The sequence below is a fragment of the Pseudomonas resinovorans NBRC 106553 genome (assembly GCF_000412695.1).
Lineage (GTDB): Bacteria > Pseudomonadota > Gammaproteobacteria > Pseudomonadales > Pseudomonadaceae > Metapseudomonas > Metapseudomonas resinovorans_A.
In genome coordinates, this window is record NC_021499.1 from 4078142 (window position 1) to 4094922 (window position 16781).

Annotated in this window: 15 protein-coding genes and 1 pseudogene; 4 read left to right on the forward strand and 12 right to left on the reverse strand. The window is 63.8% G+C overall.

The genetic code is table 11. From position 1 onward, the window contains the following. Positions 1-81: 81 nt before the first annotated feature. Positions 82-1083: pseudogene (locus tag PCA10_RS18445) on the forward strand (NAD(P)/FAD-dependent oxidoreductase); the annotation flags it as partial. Between the two features lie 136 nt (positions 1084-1219). Then, positions 1220-1957 carry a uroporphyrinogen-III C-methyltransferase gene (cobA, locus tag PCA10_RS18450; RefSeq protein ID WP_016493579.1) on the forward strand — a complete coding sequence of 246 codons (738 nt, stop codon included), beginning with the start codon at positions 1220-1222 and terminating at the stop codon, positions 1955-1957. 131 nt (positions 1958-2088) lie between these two features. On the opposite strand, the gene PCA10_RS18455 is transcribed toward cobA, so the two are convergent. The 9 genes from PCA10_RS18455 to ppsA form a co-directional block, all read right to left on the reverse strand. Next, complete coding sequence (locus tag PCA10_RS18455) at positions 2089-3141, reverse strand: OmpA family protein (protein WP_041770344.1); 1053 nt, start codon at positions 3139-3141, stop codon at positions 2089-2091. Between the two features lie 108 nt (positions 3142-3249). Beyond that, positions 3250-3840 (reverse strand): RNA polymerase sigma factor SigX, encoded by a 591-nt coding sequence (gene sigX / locus PCA10_RS18460; RefSeq protein ID WP_081663978.1) that lies wholly within the window; start codon positions 3838-3840, stop codon positions 3250-3252. Between the two features lie 96 nt (positions 3841-3936). Then, the gene (locus PCA10_RS18465; RefSeq protein WP_041770346.1) at positions 3937-4761 is read right to left on the reverse strand and encodes a mechanosensitive ion channel family protein; all 825 of its coding nucleotides are present in this window, start codon (positions 4759-4761) and stop codon (positions 3937-3939) included. A 2-nt stretch (positions 4762-4763) separates the two neighbouring features. Next, positions 4764-5018 carry a CrfX protein gene (locus PCA10_RS18470; protein ID WP_197539856.1) on the reverse strand — a complete coding sequence of 85 codons (255 nt, stop codon included), beginning with the start codon at positions 5016-5018 and terminating at the stop codon, positions 4764-4766. Between the two features lie 48 nt (positions 5019-5066). Next, positions 5067-6062, reverse strand: coding sequence for a zinc transporter ZntB (locus PCA10_RS18475; RefSeq protein ID WP_016493584.1), 996 nt, complete (start codon positions 6060-6062; stop codon positions 5067-5069). Positions 6063-6109: 47 nt separating this feature from the next. Beyond that, positions 6110-6598: a ribonuclease E activity regulator RraA gene (rraA, locus tag PCA10_RS18480; protein WP_016493585.1), complete on the reverse strand. Its 489-nt coding sequence runs from the start codon at positions 6596-6598 to the stop codon at positions 6110-6112. A gap of 20 nt (positions 6599-6618) precedes the next feature. Then, on the reverse strand, positions 6619-6918 hold the full coding sequence (locus tag PCA10_RS18485; RefSeq protein WP_016493586.1) for a Rieske (2Fe-2S) protein: 300 nt from the start codon (positions 6916-6918) through the stop codon (positions 6619-6621). A gap of 84 nt (positions 6919-7002) precedes the next feature. Next, complete coding sequence (locus PCA10_RS18490) at positions 7003-7989, reverse strand: alpha/beta fold hydrolase (RefSeq protein WP_016493587.1); 987 nt, start codon at positions 7987-7989, stop codon at positions 7003-7005. A 64-nt stretch (positions 7990-8053) separates the two neighbouring features. Further along, positions 8054-10423, reverse strand: a complete 2370-nt coding sequence (gene ppsA / locus PCA10_RS18495) for a phosphoenolpyruvate synthase (protein ID WP_016493588.1) — start codon at positions 10421-10423, stop codon at positions 8054-8056. Here ppsA and PCA10_RS31310 point away from each other — a divergent pair. Next, complete coding sequence (locus PCA10_RS31310; protein WP_394296605.1) at positions 10370-10567, forward strand: hypothetical protein; 198 nt, start codon at positions 10370-10372, stop codon at positions 10565-10567. The genes ppsA and PCA10_RS31310 overlap by 54 nt on opposite strands. Positions 10568-10586: 19 nt before the next feature. Beyond that, positions 10587-11405, forward strand: a complete 819-nt coding sequence (ppsR, locus tag PCA10_RS18500) for a posphoenolpyruvate synthetase regulatory kinase/phosphorylase PpsR (RefSeq protein ID WP_016493589.1) — start codon at positions 10587-10589, stop codon at positions 11403-11405. A 204-nt stretch (positions 11406-11609) separates the two neighbouring features. Here the strand turns inward: ppsR and prpF are convergent, their stop codons facing one another. The 3 genes from prpF to prpC form a co-directional block, all read right to left on the reverse strand. Beyond that, the gene (gene prpF, locus PCA10_RS18505; protein WP_016493590.1) at positions 11610-12797 is read right to left on the reverse strand and encodes a 2-methylaconitate cis-trans isomerase PrpF; all 1188 of its coding nucleotides are present in this window, start codon (positions 12795-12797) and stop codon (positions 11610-11612) included. 135 nt (positions 12798-12932) lie between these two features. Then, positions 12933-15542, reverse strand: coding sequence for a Fe/S-dependent 2-methylisocitrate dehydratase AcnD (gene acnD, locus PCA10_RS18510; RefSeq protein ID WP_041770847.1), 2610 nt, complete (start codon positions 15540-15542; stop codon positions 12933-12935). Between the two features lie 11 nt (positions 15543-15553). After that, positions 15554-16711: a bifunctional 2-methylcitrate synthase/citrate synthase gene (gene prpC, locus PCA10_RS18515; protein ID WP_016493592.1), complete on the reverse strand. Its 1158-nt coding sequence runs from the start codon at positions 16709-16711 to the stop codon at positions 15554-15556. Positions 16712-16781: the final 70 nt, after the last annotated feature.

Below are 16781 nucleotides of genomic sequence, written 5' to 3' on the forward strand. Positions count from 1 at the left end.
GGGACTTGGACAAAGGCGTCCTGCTGGCAACAGCGGGACGCCTTTTTTGTTTGCTCGACATTTATGCAGGAGTGTCCTGGCATGAAGACTTCCAAGCTGGTAATGATCGGAAACGGCATGGCCGGAGTGCGCACCCTCGAAGAACTGCTGCGGCTTGCCCCTGAGCAGTACCAGATCACCGTATTCGGCGCCGAACCCCACCCCAACTATAATCGCACCCTGCTCTCCCCGGTGCTGGCCGGCGAGCAGTCCTTCGAGGAGATCATCCTCAACGACCTGGCCTGGTACGCGGAGAACGGCGTGGAGCTGCTGCTGGGCCGCAAGGTGGTGAAGATCGATCGCCGGCGCCGCCAGGTGATAGCCGAGGACGGCACCTGTGCCGACTACGACCGCCTGGTGATCGCCACCGGCTCCACGCCGAGCCGGCTGTCCATCCCGGGCAACCGCCTGCAGGGGGTGATCGGCTACCGCGATATCGCCGGTGCCCGCGCCATGATCGAAACGACCCGCAGCCACAGCCACGCCGTGGTGATCGGCGGTGGCCTGCTCGGACTGGAAGCGGCCAATGGCCTCAAGCAGCGCGGCATGGATGTGACCGTGGTGCACCTGGCCGACTGGCTGCTGGAGAAACAGCTCGACCAGAGCGCCGGCGACAAGCTGCTGCGGGCCCTGCAGGCTCGCGGCATCCGTTTCCGCCTGGGCACCGCAACCGAGGAGCTGATCGACAACGGCGCCGGTCGCGTCTGCGCCGTGCAACTGGCCGGCGGCGAAATCATCACCGCCGACCTGGTGGTGATGGCTGCCGGCATCACGCCCAACACCGAACTCGCCGAGCGTGCGGGCCTGCCCTGCAAGCACGGCATCCTGGTGGACGACACCCTGCAGACCTACGACCCGCGCATCTACGCCATCGGCGAATGCGCGAACCATCGGGGGATCTCCTATGGGCTGGTGGCGCCACTGATGGAGCAGGCGAAGGTCTGCGCCAATCACCTGGCCATGCTCGGCTTCGCCCGCTACCAGGGCTCCAGCACCGGCACCCGGCTCAAGGTGGCGGGCATCGAGATGTTCAGTGCCGGCGACGTGCCCCATCCGGGCCAGGTCGCCGGCATGCGCGGCGCCTGCCCGCTGCACGACTGGCAGATAGAACTGGCTTCCAACGACGTACTGGCCTGGACCTGAAGTATTGCTGGCGCCCGAGGCGCCCCGGAGAATCCCAATGAATGGCAAAGTCTGGCTGGTAGGTGCGGGCCCCGGCGACCCCGAGCTGCTGACCCTGAAAGCGGTGAAGGCGTTGAATCAGGCGGATGTGGTGATGATCGACGACCTGGTCAATCCGGCTGTGCTGGAACACTGCTCCGGCGCCCGGATCATCCGTGTGGGCAAGCGTGGCGGCTGCCGCTCGACACCCCAGGAATTCATCCATCGGCTGATGCTGCGCCATGCCCGCCAGGGTAAATGCGTGGTCCGCCTCAAAGGCGGCGACCCGTGCATCTTCGGTCGCGGCGGTGAGGAAGCCGAATGGCTCGCCGCGCGCGGCGTCGACAGCGAACTGGTCAATGGCATCACCGCAGGCCTCGCCGGCGCCACCAACTGCGGCATATCCCTCACCCTGCGCGGCATCAGCCGCGGCGTGACCCTGGTGACCGCCCACACCCAGGACGACAGCAGCCTCAACTGGAGCGCCCTGGCGCAATCGGGCACGACCCTGGTGGTCTACATGGGCGTGGCCAAGCTGGCGGACATTCGCGACGGCCTGCTCGCTGGCGGCATGTCCGACGCCATGCCCGTGGCCATGATCGAGAACGCTTCCCTGCCCCAGCAGCGCGAATGCCGCAGCAGCCTCGGGCGGATGCAACTGGATGCCCTGGCCTTCGAACTGAAGAGCCCGGCGATCCTGGTCATAGGCGAGGTCGCCGCGGCCGCCGCCGTGGTTGCGCTGGCGCAGAGCGCCTGACTCTCTCTTCGCTCCTACAGGAAGCAGACCGTGCCAGTACCGGCCAACGGCGCTCGGGATGTTTCCCAGCGCTTTTCTCCAGGCAAAGAAAAACCCGGCCGAGGCCGGGTTTTTCGTGAGGCTCAGACCAATTACTTGGACTGGGCTTCCACTTCAGCTTCTACGCGACGGTTAACAGCGCGGCCTTCAGCGGTAGCGTTGTCAGCAACCGGGCGGGACTCGCCGTAGCCGACAGCTTCAACACGCTCGCCACCTACGCCGTACTGGTTGACCAGTACGTCGCGAACGGCGTTGGCACGACGCTCGGACAGTTTCTGGTTGTAGGCGTCGGTGCCGACGGAGTCGGTGTGACCTTCAACGGTGGTGCTGGTGGACGGGTACTGGTTCATGAAGTCAGCAACGTTCTTGATATCGCCGTAGCTTTCTTCCTTGACCTTGTACTTGTCGAAGTCGAACTTCACGTCCAGCTCAACACGTACCACTTCGGCAACGGCCGGGCAGCCATCGGCGTCAACGGTGACGTTGGCCGGGGTGTCCGGGCACTTGTCGACGTTGTCGCACACGCCGTCGTTGTCGCTGTCAGCGCAGACTTCGGCAACCGGAGCCGGAGCCGGCTCGGCCTGGCGGGTGGAACCGCCGAAGTTGACGCCAACGCCAACACCAGCCATCCACTCGGATTCGTTGGCGTCGATGTTGTACATGCCGTCCAGGCTAGCCTTGGCGAAGAAGTTCTCGGTGAAGTAGTACTTCAGACCGGTACCGATGTTCGCGAAGGTGCTGCGATCGCGGCCGCCGCGGGGCGGGAGGTTGCTGATGCTCTGATGGGCAAAGCCGGTCGAAACGTAAGGACGCAGACCTACACCCGGAGTACCGAAGTGGTAGATGGCATCCAGAGAGGCCAGAGCGCCATTGACGTCCTTGTGGCCGTCCGGCGGGAAGCGGTCATCGGAGTTCATGTCGCGGTATTCGCCGTACGACAGAGCCAGGGAGACGTCGTCGGTCAGGTAGTAGCCTACCGAGCCGCCGAACAGGTTGCCGTCTTCCATATTGCGCGAACTGTCGGTGAAGTAACGCTTACCGAAAGCCTCCACCTCAACTGCGCCTTGGCCTTGAGCCAGCGCGTTCAGCGAAAAGGCGGCAACAAGAGAGCCAACGGCTACGCCTAAGGTGTTTTTCAGTTTCATCCGTAAATCCCCATCTTGGTGGTCAGTAAGTTGTCGCAAAATCTCCGGACAACTTGGGTGGCAATTCTAGCAGAAGGTGCCAGCCCATAAGAGATAATTTTTCCCGGACTAAGTTTCGGTTAGACCGGAGAATTTTTCTCGCAGACGATCCAGTGCACGTTTGTAGCGCATTTTTGTTGCACTCAGCCCCATGTGCATGATGTCTGCGATCTCCTGAAACTCCAGCTCTGCGACAAAACGTAGCACAAGGATTTCCCGGTCGATGGGATTCACATGTACCAGCCATCGCTCCAGCCCCCCGCGTTCCTCGACCTTTGGGGTCTTCTCATCCGAGGCTTCTTCGAGCGGATCCAGACTCAGCGCATCCATTAAGCGCCGCTTACGACGCTCTTTCCGATACTGGGTAATGCACTCGTTGTAAGTGATGCTATATAGCCATGTCTTGAACTTCGACTTGCCTTCGAAGCTTTTCAATCCATAGAGCACCTTGAGCATCACTTCCTGGCAGACATCATCAGCGTCACGATCATTACCCAAGTAACGGGCACAAACATTGAACAAGGTGCGCTGATAACGCCGCATCAATTCTTCATAGGCGCGGGTGACATGGAAAAGCTCGACATGCGCGCGCTCCACCAGCTCCTCATCAGAGAGCTCGCGTGGGTCATAGCGCAAGGAAAGCGATTGGGGCTTGTTCAAAACGGGTCGGGCCGACAGTCAGGTCAAAAGCCGCCGGGGGCGCGATGTCCGCGTACCCCGCCTGGCGGCATACATTAGCAGGGAAAAGCCGTCGTGTTAGCGGCTGGTTACCCGTTGATCGAGCAAGGTACGGTTCGACACCGATACCAGCTCACCCTCATCGGTGAGCAGCAGGGTCTTCACCGTGCCGATTTCCTCGATCTGCCCTTCGACATCGCCAACCTTCACTTGTTGCCCGACCTGATAGAGCTCACGCACATAAATGCCGGCCAGGATCTGCCCGGCGATCTCGCGACTGCCAAGGCCCAGCGCCAGCGCCGCCGCCAGGCCGATGGAAATCAGCACGATGGCGATGACGTTGTTCAGCAGTTCGGTCTTGACCTCCAGCTGGCCGATGGCCACGGAGATGCTGATGATGATGACCAGGCCCTGGGCGATGCGGCCCAGGCCATGGGCATAGTCCAGGCCCACGCCTTCGGCGGCGCCGCGCACCAGGCCGCTGACCAGTTGCGCCAGCAGGACACCCGCCAGCAGCACCAGGGCGGCACCCAGCACCTTGGGCAGGTAGAGCGCCAGCACGTCGAGGGTCGCCGAGACGCGGTCAAGCCCCAGGGATTCGGCAGCCGAAACCAGGAAGATCAGCAGCACGAACCAGTAGACGATCTTGCCTATCAGGGTGGAGACCGGCACCTGGATACCGGCGCGGGAAAGCATCTTGGTCAGGCCGGTACCCGCCATCAGGCGATCCAGGCCCACCTTGGCCAGCAGCTTGGACAGCAAGGTATCCAGCAGCTTGGCCACGACGAAACCCAGCAGCACCACCACCAGAGCGCCGAACAGGCGCGGAATGAAGCCCGCCACCGGTGCCCACACCGAGGTCATTGCGTTGACGAGTCCTTGAGTCCAGGGGTCGAATTCCATGTTCAATCAGCCTTATCTGCGGAACGGTCAGAAGCATTGCGGCGCGAAACGGGCGCCAAGTGGGGCGAACCATTGTTGAGGGCGATCATCAGCGCCTCGAGCCAGTGGCCGACGAGGCTGAACAGATCCCCCGCACCCACCTGGCGATTGGCGGTCTTGAGCACGCGGCCCAGGGTAGCGTCGTCGTCATGGTCAGAGTTCGGGGACGCTTTCAGCAGGTCCCGCAGGGATTCTTCGAACGGATCGTGCATGCGCACCTCACGTGGGTATGTCGGCTAGACGTGACTGGAACGGGGCGGGTCACATCAGAGCCAGCGCAATCGGCGGAATAGCCATAACTGGAAGCTCGCGATCCCCAGGATCACCAGGCAGGCGAGGAGGAAGCCCCAGGGCGTTTCGTCCCCGGGAATGCCGTTGACGTTCATCCCCAGCAGGCCGGTGATGAAGCTCAGGGGCAGGAAGAAACCGGTGGTGATGCCCAGCAGGTACATGGTGCGACTGGTGCGCTCGCCCTGGCGGCGACTTTCGCTCTCCAGCACCAGGCCGATGCGCTCGCGAATCAGCTCCAGCTCCTCGAGGTAGCGGGTGAGGCGGTTGTTCAGTTCGTTCCAGTAGTCGCTGTCGTCACCGACGAACCAGGGGGCACGACTGCGCGCCAGCTGCCCGTAGATATCGCGCTGAGGCGCCAGGAAGCGCTTGAGCCCGGCGGCGCGCCGACGAATCTGCAGCATCAGGTCGTGGTTCGGGTGGAAGCGCACATTGTTATCCAGCTGCTCTTCCTGCTCGTCGACCCGCTCGGACAGGTCGGCCACCAGCGAGTCCACCTTGTCGGTCAGGTGTTCGGCCATATACAGCAGCACTTCGGAGGAAGTCTTCGGCCCGCTGCCCTGCTCCCACTGGGCGATCAACTCGTCGGTGGCGTGCAGGGGGCGCAGGCGCAGGGAAAGAATGCGCTGCGCCGAGGCGAAGATGCGCACCGAGACCATGTCCTCCGGGACGGCGCCCGGGTTGAGGTTCACGCCGCGCAGGAACAGCAGCAGCTCATCGCCCGGCAAGGCCAGCATGCGTGGGCGGGTGCTTTCTTCCAGCAGCAGGTCGCAGGTGAACTCCGACAACCCGCTCTGCTCCCGCAGCCAGCGTCGCGCCAGCGGATGGCTGCGATCCCAATGCAGCCAGAGGCTCTGCTCAGGCGTCAGTTGCAGGTCGGCCAGGGCCTCCCGGGCAACGGGTTGCGCACCGCCGCGCCCGTCCAGCACGAAGGCATGCACCAGGCCCCACTGGGCGTTCTGTTCCTCGAACATTCGTTCTCCTTGGAAGAAAAAGCCCGACTTTCGCCGGGCTCTTCGGATCAGGCCGGCATTTCCAGGGGTTCGGGCGAAATGATGATGCCGTTGTTGTCGGCATACAGGTACTCGCCCGGGCGGAAGGTTACGCCTCCGAAGGTGACCGCCACGTTCAGGTCGCCGATGCCGCGCTTGTCGGTCTTCATCGGATGGCTGGCCAGGGCCTGGACACCCAGGTCGGTCTGGGCGATCACGTCGACGTCACGGATGCAGCCGTAGACGACTATGCCTTCCCAACCGTTCTTCGCGGCCTTTTCGGCCAGCATGTCGCCCAGCAGGGCACGGCGCAGGGAACCACCGCCATCCACGACCAGTATCTTGCCCTTGCCCGGCAGGTCGACCTGCTCCTTGACCAGGGAGTTGTCCTCGAAGCATTTGATGGTGACGATCTCGCCGCCGAAGGAGTCGCGACCGCCGAAGTTGCTGAACATGGGTTCGACAACCTGGACCAGGTCCGGATAGGCATCGCACAGATCAGGGGTAACGTATTGCATGGATATCTCCTTGATAGCAGTTACAGATCGAGACCGATGCGGTCGCCGTCGTAGGCCAGCGGCAAGCGCTGCAAGGGTGGACAGGGCGCGTTGAGCGGGCGGCCATTGCCCAGGTCGAACGCGATGCCATGTCTGGAACACCGTAGCACGCTGCCCTCCAGCGTACCGGTGTGCAGGGGCGCACCTTGATGAGGGCAGCGATTTTCCATGAGGATCGGCTGCTGATCAACGACGATCAGCAATAAATGCCGGCCCTGAACCTGAAAGGTGCCACGGTAGCCGTCCTGCAGATTGATCAGTCGTTCCAGCGCTACGAACATCTCGCCTCCGCCGCCCCGCGATACCCGCCATCTTTAGCACAGCCCCCGGCTCGCCGAAACCGCCGGGCGCCGGCAAGCTCCGATCTAGAGCGCCACCGCCTCGAGCGCAGCTGTCGTGAGCGGAAGCCGCTGGTGCTCCAGCCAGTGGGCCACCAGCGGCCAGACCTCGCGCTCGGCGGCCTTGCTCACCAGCATTTCGATATGGCCGAAGTCGTCGCTGAAACCTTCGTCCTTCGCCAGCAGCAGGAAGTGCCGGTGTTCTTCCGGAACCTGTTCCAGCAGCTTGCGGCAAGCCCAGGCCGGGTCTTGCAGGTCACCCGCTGCGGCCACCGCCATCACCGGCATGCGCACCTCGGCCAGGCCCGCCCACCAGTCCCGCTCGGCATCGCCGAAGCGCCCGAACAGGCCGTGCCAGCGCAGGCTTTCCAGGGCGAGGCCAATGGGCTCGTCCTCCGGCCCACGCTTGAGCCAGGAACCGGAAAGCACCTCGAAGCGCTTGAGCAGCATGCGCCCGCCCCACTCCACCGGCGGCACCTTCAGCGGCCAGTAGTTGCGGCTGACCTGACTACCGAACAACGCGGCCGACGCCACGTCCTCCTCACCCAGGTAGTGGCCGCCCAGGGCCGCGGCCAGGGTGGTGCCACCCAGGGAATGGCCGATCCAGTGCGGCACCTGGCCGCTCTGCTCACGCACGAAGGCGGCGATGGCCGGCAGGTCGTAGCGCGCATAGTCGGCAACGCGATTGCGACGGTACTGCTGGTTGCGCGGCGACAGCCCGTGGCCGCGCATCTCGGCTATCCACGGGTCGAAACCGGCACGCGCCAGGTAGGGCGCAAGGCCCAGCCCCCTGGGCGAATACCAGAACCGGCGATTGGAAAAGCTGCCGTGCAACAGGATGACCGGAACGCCACGGCCGCCCTCCTGGCCGAAACGGCCAAGACGGGTCAGCACCAGTTCGACGCTGGGGTCAGGGCTGTTGGCGGGTTTCAGGCGATAGACGTCTTCAGTCAGGTCGCCACGGAGTTCCGCGCTCATCAGCGCAACGGGAAAGAGTTCGCTACTGCTTTGCATGATTGCTGCTTGCACAAAAAAGGGCGGGGTTGAGCCCGCCCTTTTCGCTACTACCGATGAAGGATCAGGCCTGACCTTCCGCGAGGAAGAACCAGGTGTCCAGCACTGAGTCGGGGTTCAGGGACACGCTTTCGATGCCCTGCTCCATCAGCCACTTGGCCAGGTCCGGATGGTCGGACGGGCCCTGGCCGCAGATGCCGATGTACTTGCCGGCCTTGTTGCAGGCGGCAATGGCATTGGCCAGCAGCTTCTTCACCGCCGGGTTACGCTCGTCGAACAGGTGCGCAACGATACCGGAGTCGCGGTCCAGGCCCAGGGTCAGCTGGGTCAGGTCGTTGGAGCCGATGGAGAAGCCGTCGAAGAACTCGAGGAACTCGTCGGCCAACAGGGCGTTGGACGGCAGTTCGCACATCATGATGACCTTCAGGCCGTTCTCGCCGCGCTTCAGGCCGTTGCTGGCCAGCAGCTCGACCACCTGGCTGGCTTCGCCCAGGGTACGGACGAAGGGCACCATGATCTCGACGTTGGTCAGGCCCATCTCGTTGCGCACTTTCTTCAGTGCGCGGCACTCCAGCTCGAAGCAGTCACGGAAGGACTCGCTGATGTAGCGCGAGGCGCCACGGAAGCCGAGCATGGGGTTCTCTTCTTCCGGCTCGTAGAGCTTGCCGCCGATCAGGTTGGCGTATTCGTTGGACTTGAAGTCCGACAGGCGCACGATGACCTTCTTCGGCCAGAAGGCCGCGGCCAGGGTGCTGATGCCTTCAACCAGCTTCTCGACGTAGAAGCCCACCGGGTCGCTGTAGCCGGCGATGCGCTTCTCGACGCTTTCCTTGATTTCCAGCGGCAGGCTGGCGAAGTTCAGCAGCGCCTTCGGGTGCACCCCGATCATGCGGTTGATGATGAACTCCAAGCGCGCCAGCCCCACACCCTCGTTGGGCAGCTGGGCGAAGTCGAAGGCGCGGTCAGGGTTGCCGACGTTCATCATGATCTTGAACGGCAGGTCGGGCATGGCGTCGACCGAGTTCTTGCGGATATCGAAGCCCAGCTGGCCTTCGAAGATGAAGCCGGTGTCGCCCTCGGCGCAGGAAACGGTCACGCCCTGGCCATCCTGCAGGACCTGGGTGGCGTTGCCGCAGCCCACTACCGCCGGGATGCCCAGTTCACGGGCGATGATCGCCGCGTGGCAGGTACGGCCGCCGCGGTTGGTGACGATGGCGCTGGCGCGCTTCATCACGGGCTCCCAGTCCGGGTCGGTCATGTCGGAGACCAGTACGTCGCCCGGCTGGACCTTGTCCATCTCGGAAACGTCGTGGATCACCTTCACCGGGCCGGCGCCGATGCGCTGGCCGATGGCACGGCCTTCCACCAGGACCTTGCCCTTTTCCTTCAGCAGGTAGCGCTCCATCACGGTGGCGCTGGCGCGGCTCTTCACGGTTTCCGGACGGGCCTGAACGATGTACAGCTTGCCGTCGTCACCGTCCTTGGCCCATTCGATGTCCATCGGACGGCCGTAGTGCTTCTCGATGATCAGGGCCTGCTTGGCCAGTTCGGTCACTTCGGCGTCGGAAAGGGCGAAGCGGGCGCGGTCGGCACGATCCACGTCGACGGTCTTCACCGACTTGCCGGCCTTGGCTTCCTCGCCGTAGATCATCTTGATCGCCTTGCTGCCCAGGTTGCGGCGCAGGATGGCGGGACGGCCGGCTTCCAGGGTGGCTTTGTGCACATAGAACTCGTCGGGGTTCACGGCGCCTTGCACCACGGTCTCGCCGAGGCCGTAGGCGGCGGTGATGAACACCACGTCACGGAAGCCGGATTCGGTATCCAGGGTGAACATCACGCCGGCAGTGCCGGTTTCCGAACGGACCATGCGCTGGACGCCGGCGGACAGGGCGACCAGCTTGTGGTCGAAGCCCTGGTGCACGCGGTAGGCGATGGCGCGGTCGTTGAACAGGGAGGCGAAGACCTCCTTGGCGGCGCGGATCACGTTGTCCACGCCCCGGATGTTGAGGAAGGTTTCCTGCTGGCCGGCGAAGGAAGCGTCGGGCAGGTCCTCGGCGGTAGCGGACGAACGTACCGCAACGGCCATGTTGTCGTTACCGCCGGCCATGGCGGCGAACGCGGTACGGATCTCGCTGTTCAGGCGCTCCGGGAACTCGGCGTCCATGACCCACTGGCGGATCTGCGCACCGGTCTTGGCCAGGGCGGCTACGTCGTCGACGTCCAGTGCGTCCAGCGCGGCGTGGATACGCTCGTTCAGACCGCTCTGCTCGAGGAAGTCACGGTAGGCCTGGGCAGTAGTGGCGAAACCACCGGGAACGGAAACACCGGCGCCCGCCAGATTGCTGATCATCTCGCCCAGGGATGCGTTCTTGCCCCCCACATGCTCAACATCGTGAACGCCGAGCTTATCGAGGGAAACTACGTACTCTACCAAGGTGATCTCTCCACTGATTGTTGGAAAAGCTCAAACGGAACGGGTCCGCTGCGTTCTGGCTTTGGTCCAGAAAAATACGTCACAATGCCGACCGGCTCGGGCCTGGCGAAAACGCGGCCTATCATAGCCAAGAATCGTTCCTGACTTAAGGCTTTTGGCGCAAATGAAACGAACCGCTTTCTTCATCTCCGACGGTACCGGCATCACTGCCGAAACCCTTGGCCAGAGCCTGCTCGCGCAGTTCGAAACCATCACCTTCAACAAGATCACGCGGCCATATATCGACAGCGTTGAAAAAGCGCGCGCCATGGTACAGCAAATCAATAAAGCTGCGGAGGTGGACGGCGCCCGCCCGATCATCTTCGACACCATCGTGAACCAGGAGATCCGTGACATCCTGGCCACCTCCAACGGCTTCATGATCGATATCTTCTCGACCTTCCTTTCGCCGTTGGAACAGGAACTTACTTCGCACTCTTCCTATTCTGTCGGCAAGTCCCATTCCATCGGTCATCACTCCAACTACATGGAGCGGATCGAGGCGGTGAACTTCGCCCTGGACAACGACGACGGCGCCCGCACCCATTACTACGACAAGGCCGACCTGATCCTGGTGGGCGTGTCCCGCTGCGGCAAGACGCCCACCTGCCTGTACATGGCCATGCAGTACGGCATCCGCGCCGCCAACTACCCGCTGACCGAGGAAGACATGGAGCGCCTGCAACTGCCGGCCGCCCTCAAGAAGCACAAGGACAAGCTGTTCGGCCTGACCATCGACCCCGACCGCCTCACCGCCATCCGCAACGAGCGCAAGCCCAACAGCCGCTACGCCAGCTTCGCCCAATGCGAGTTCGAAGTGCGCGAGGTGGAGAACCTGTTCCGCCGCGAGAACATCAATTTCATCAACTCCACGCACTTCTCGGTGGAAGAAATCTCCGCCAAGATCCTCGTGGAGAAAGGCGTCGAACGCCGGCTAAAGTAAAACCAACAGCGACGAAAAAGCCCGCCTCGGCGGGCTTTTTCATGGCCGCAGAACGACAGCCCTGGTTCTCGTACGAAAAGTCGTCGAGCGAAGGTCAGGCAAGGCGAAATCGGCCGAAGAAGCGCAGTTTACGTGTTGTAAATGAGCATTCTGAGGCTGATTTCAACGCAGCATCACCGAGCGCAGGCACTTTTCGTACAGAACCTAGAACGCGTCGCCAGGTACGCGCACCCAACCTTCCATCAGCACTCGCGCACTACGGCTCATGATGGCCTTGGTGACCGTCCACTCGCCATCCACTTGTGCCGCTTCGGCGCCAACCCGCAGGGTTCCCGACGGATGACCGAAACGCACGGCGCTACGCTCGCCACCACCGGCGGCCAGGTTCACCAGGGTGCCCGGAATGGCCGCGGCGGTGCCGATGGCCACGGCGGCGGTGCCCATCATGGCGTGGTGCAGCTTGCCCATGGACAGTGCCCGCACCAGCAGGTCGATCTCACCGGCCGTCACCGTCTTGCCACTGGAGGCGCTGTAGTCCACCGGCTTGGCCACGAAGGCGATCTTCGGCGTGTGCTGCCGCTTGGCGGCTTCCTCGGCGGTCTTGATCAGGCCCATGCGCAAGGCGCCGGCCACCCGGATCTTCTCGAACCGGGCCAGCGCCTCGGGATCGGTATTGATCTGCTCGCGCAGCTCGGTGCCGGTGTAGCCGATGTCCTCGGCGTTGACGAACACCGTGGGGATGCCGGCGGTGATCATGGTGGCCTTGAACGTACCGATACCCGGCACTTCCAGGTCGTCCACCAGGTTGCCGGTAGGGAACATCGAGCCGCCCTCCTCGCCGTCATCGGACGGATCGAGGAACTCCAACACGATCTCCGCCGCCGGGAAGGTCACGCCGTCCAGCTCGAAGTCGCCGGTCTCCTGGACCTGGCCATTGGTGACCGGCACGTGGGCGATGATGGTTTTCTGGATGTTGGCCTGCCAGATACGAACCACGCAGGTGCCGTTGTCCGGAATGCGCGCCGGGTCGACCAGGCCCGCATGCAGGGCGAAAGCGCCGGCGGCGGTGGACAGGTTGCCGCAGTTGCCACTCCAGTCGACGAAGGCCTTGTCGATGGAGACCTGGCCGTAGAGGTAATCCACATCGTGATCCGGCTGGCTGCTTTTCGACAGGATCACGCACTTGCTGGTGCTGGACGTGGCGCCGCCCATGCCGTCGATGTGCGCCGAATAGGGATCGGGGCTGCCGATCACGCGCATGAACAGCTTGTCACGCGCCTCCCCCGGCACCTGGCAGCGCTCGGGCAGGTCCTGCAGGCGGAAGAACACGCCCTTGCTGGTGCCGCCACGGATATAGGTGGCGGGGATTTTCACTTGGGGTACATGGGACATGGATTGAACGTCCTGAATGAGTCGTTGGGTTTCGCTGCGCTCTACACCAACCTACGTGCGATACGCCTGCGCAGGACGGGTTGAGCGCAGCGATACCCATGCTGCCGCGCCCAACACCATCCCACGGACGATGCGTCAGACCGCCGAGGCTTCCAGGAAGTCCTGGGCGAAGCGCTGCAGCACGCCGCCGGCCTCGTAGATCGACACCTCTTCGGCGGTATCCAGGCGGCAGGTCACCGGCACCTTGATGGATTCGCCGTTGGTGCGGCGGATCACCAGGGTCAGCTCGGCGCGCGGCTTGCGCTCGCCAATCACGTCGAAGGTCTCGGTACCGTCGATGCCGAAGGACTTGCGGGTCACGCCCGGCTTGAACTCCAGCGGCAGCACGCCCATGCCGATCAGGTTGGTGCGGTGAATGCGCTCGAAGCCTTCGGCGACGATGGCCTCCACACCCGCCAGGCGCACACCCTTGGCCGCCCAGTCACGGGACGAACCCTGGCCGTAGTCGGCGCCGGCGATGATGATCAGCGGCTGCTTGCGGTCCATGTAGGTCTCGATGGCTTCCCACATGCGCATCACCTTGCCTTCCGGCTCGACGCGGGCCAGGGAACCCTTCTTCACTTCGCCGTTGACCACGGCCATCTCGTTCACCAGCTGCGGGTTGGCGAAGGTGGCGCGCTGCGCGGTGAGGTGGTCGCCACGGTGGGTGGCATAGGAGTTGAAGTCCTCCTCCGGCAGGCCCATTTTCGCCAGGTACTCGCCCGCCGCCGAGTCCAGCAGGATGGCGTTGGACGGCGACAGGTGGTCGGTGGTGATGTTGTCCGGCAGCACCGCCAGCGGGCGCATGCCCTTGAGGGTACGCTCGCCGGCCAAGGCGCCTTCCCAGTACGGCGGACGGCGGATGTAGGTACTCATCGGACGCCAGTCGTAGAGCGGGCTCTCGGCTTCCTTCACGGCACCCAGGTCGAACATCGGGATGTAGACCTGCTTGAACTGCTCCGGCTTCACCGAGGCGGCGACGATGGCGTCGATCTCCTCGTCGCTCGGCCACAGGTCCTTCAGGGTGATCGGGTTGCCGGCCTGGTCATGGCCCAGCACGTCCTGCTCGATATCGAAGCGCACGGTACCGGCGATGGCGTAGGCCACCACCAGCGGCGGCGAGGCCAGGAACGCCTGCTTGGCGTAGGGGTGGATGCGGCCGTCGAAGTTGCGGTTACCGCTTAGTACCGCCGTGGCGTACAGGTCACGGTCGATGATTTCCTGCTGGATCACCGGATCGAGCGCGCCGGACATGCCGTTGCAGGTGGTGCAGGCGTAGGCGACGATGCCGAAGCCGAGCTTCTCCAGCTCCGGCAGCAGGCCGGACTCTTCCAGGTACAGCTTGGCCACCTTGGAGCCTGGCGCGAAGGAGGACTTCACCCAGGGCTTGCGCACCAGGCCGAGGTCGTTGGCCTTCTTCGCCAGCAGGCCCGCAGCCACCACGTTGCGCGGGTTGGAGGTGTTGGTGCAGCTGGTGATGGCGGCGATGATCACCGCGCCATCGGGCATCAGGCCATCCGCCTCTTCGGCCTTGCCGGACTCCAGCTTGGCTTCGTCGGCGATGCCGCGCTCTGCCAGGGCCGAGGTCGGCAGGCGACGGTGCGGGTTGGACGGACCAGCCATGTTGCGCACCACGGTGGACAGGTCGAACTCCAGCACACGCTCGTACTCGGCGGTGACCAGGGCGTCGGCCCAGAGGCCGGTGGTCTTGGCGTAGTTCTCCACCAGCGCTACCTGCTCGGGCTCGCGGCCGGTGAGCTTGAGGTAGTCGATGGTCTGCTGGTCGATGTAGAACATCGCAGCCGTGGCGCCGTATTCCGGGCACATGTTGGAGATGGTCGCGCGGTCGCCGATGGACAGGCTGTCGGCACCCTCGCCGAAGAACTCGACATAGGCGCCTACCACCTTCTCCTTGCGCAGGAACTCGGTCAGGGCCAGGACGATGTCGGTGGCGGTGATGCCGGGCTGGCGCTTGCCGGCCAGGCGCACGCCGACGATGTCGGGCAGGCGCATCATCGAGGCGCGGCCGAGCATCACGGTCTCGGCTTCGAGGCCGCCGACGCCGACGGCGATCACGCCCAGGGCGTCAACGTGGGGGGTGTGGCTGTCGGTGCCGACGCAGGTGTCGGGGAAAGCCACGCCGCCGCGCGCCTGGATCACCGGGCTCATTTTCTCCAGGTTGATCTGGTGCATGATGCCGTTGCCGGCCGGGATCACGTCGACGTTCTTGAACGCGGTCTTGGTCCACTCGATGAAGTGGAAGCGGTCCTCGTTACGACGCTCTTCCACGGCGCGGTTCTTCTCGAAGGCGTCCGGGTCGGAACCACCGAATTCCACGGCCAGGGAGTGGTCGACGATCAGCTGGGTCGGCACCACCGGGTTGACCTTGGACGGGTCACCGCCCTGCTCGGCAATGGCGTCGCGCAGGCCGGCCAGGTCCACCAGCGCGGTCTGGCCGAGGATGTCGTGGCAGACCACGCGGGCCGGGTACCAGGGGAAGTCCAGGTCACGCTTGCGCTCGATCAGCTGCTTCAGCGAATCGGTCAGCGCGGCCGGATCGCAGCGGCGTACCAGTTGCTCGGCCAGCACCCGGGAGGTGTACGGCAGGCCGGCGTAGGCGCCCGGGGCGATGGCATCCACCGCCTCGCGGGTATCGAAGTAGTCCAGCGCCGTACCGGGCAGGCTCTTGCGGTATTGGCTGTTCATGCTGTTCATGATTAGGGACGGTCCTTGAGGGGCACGAATTTCAGATCTTCCGGGCCGACGTAGTTGGCGCTCGGGCGGATGATCTTGCCGTCGATGCGCTGCTCGATGACGTGGGAGGACCAGCCGGAGGTACGGGCGATCACGAACAGCGGGGTGAACATGGCGGTGGGCACGCCCATCATGTGGTAGCTGACGGCGCTGAACCAGTCGAGGTTGGGGAACATCTTCTTGATTTCCCACATGGTCGACTCGAGGCGCTCGGCGATGTCGAACATCTTGGTGTTGCTCTGCTCGGCCGAGAGCTCGCGAGCCACTTCCTTGATCACTTTGTTGCGCGGGTCGGACACGGTGTAGACCGGGTGGCCGAAGCCGATCACCACTTCCTTCTTCTCGACACGGGCGCGGATATCGGCCTCAGCCTCGTCCGGGTTGTCGTAGCGCTTCTGGATCTCGAAGGCCACTTCGTTGGCGCCGCCATGCTTGGGCCCGCGCAGCGCGCCGATGGCGCCGGCGATGCAGGAGAACATGTCAGAACCGGTGCCGGCGATCACCCGCGAGGTGAAGGTGGAAGCGTTGAACTCATGCTCGGCGTAGAGGATCAGCGAGGTGTGCATGGCGCGCACCCAGGATTCGCGCGGCTTCTCGCCATGCAGCAGGTGCAGGAAGTGGCCGCCGATGGAGTCGTCGTCGGTTTCCACGTCGATGCGCTTGCCGTTGTGGCTGAAGTGGTACCAGTAGAGCAGCGCGGAGCCGAGGGAAGCCATCAGCTTGTCGGCGATATCACGGGCGCCCGGATGGTTGTGGTCGTCCTTCTCCGGCGACAGGCAGCCCAGCACAGACACCGCGGTGCGCATCACGTCCATCGGGTGGGCGGACGGCGGCAGTTGCTCGAGGGCGGCCTTGACGCCAGCCGGCAGGCCGCGCAGGGCCTTCAGCTTGGTCTTGTAGCCAGCCAGTTCGGCAACGTTCGGCAGTTTGCCGTGGACCAGCAGGTGGGCGATTTCCTCGAACTCGCAGGAGGTGGCGAAGTCGAGAATGTCATAGCCGCGATAGTGCAGGTCGTTGCCGGTACGGCCGACGGTGCACAGGGCGGTATTGCCGGCGGCGGTACCGCTCAGGGCCACGGATTTCTTCGGTTTGAAGGCAGTGGTGGTTTCGCTGGCGCTCATCGCTTGAATCTCCTCATCTATATCCGGTTGCTTGCGTCTTTTTTTATGCGCAGGCCGCCCGCTTGGCGAG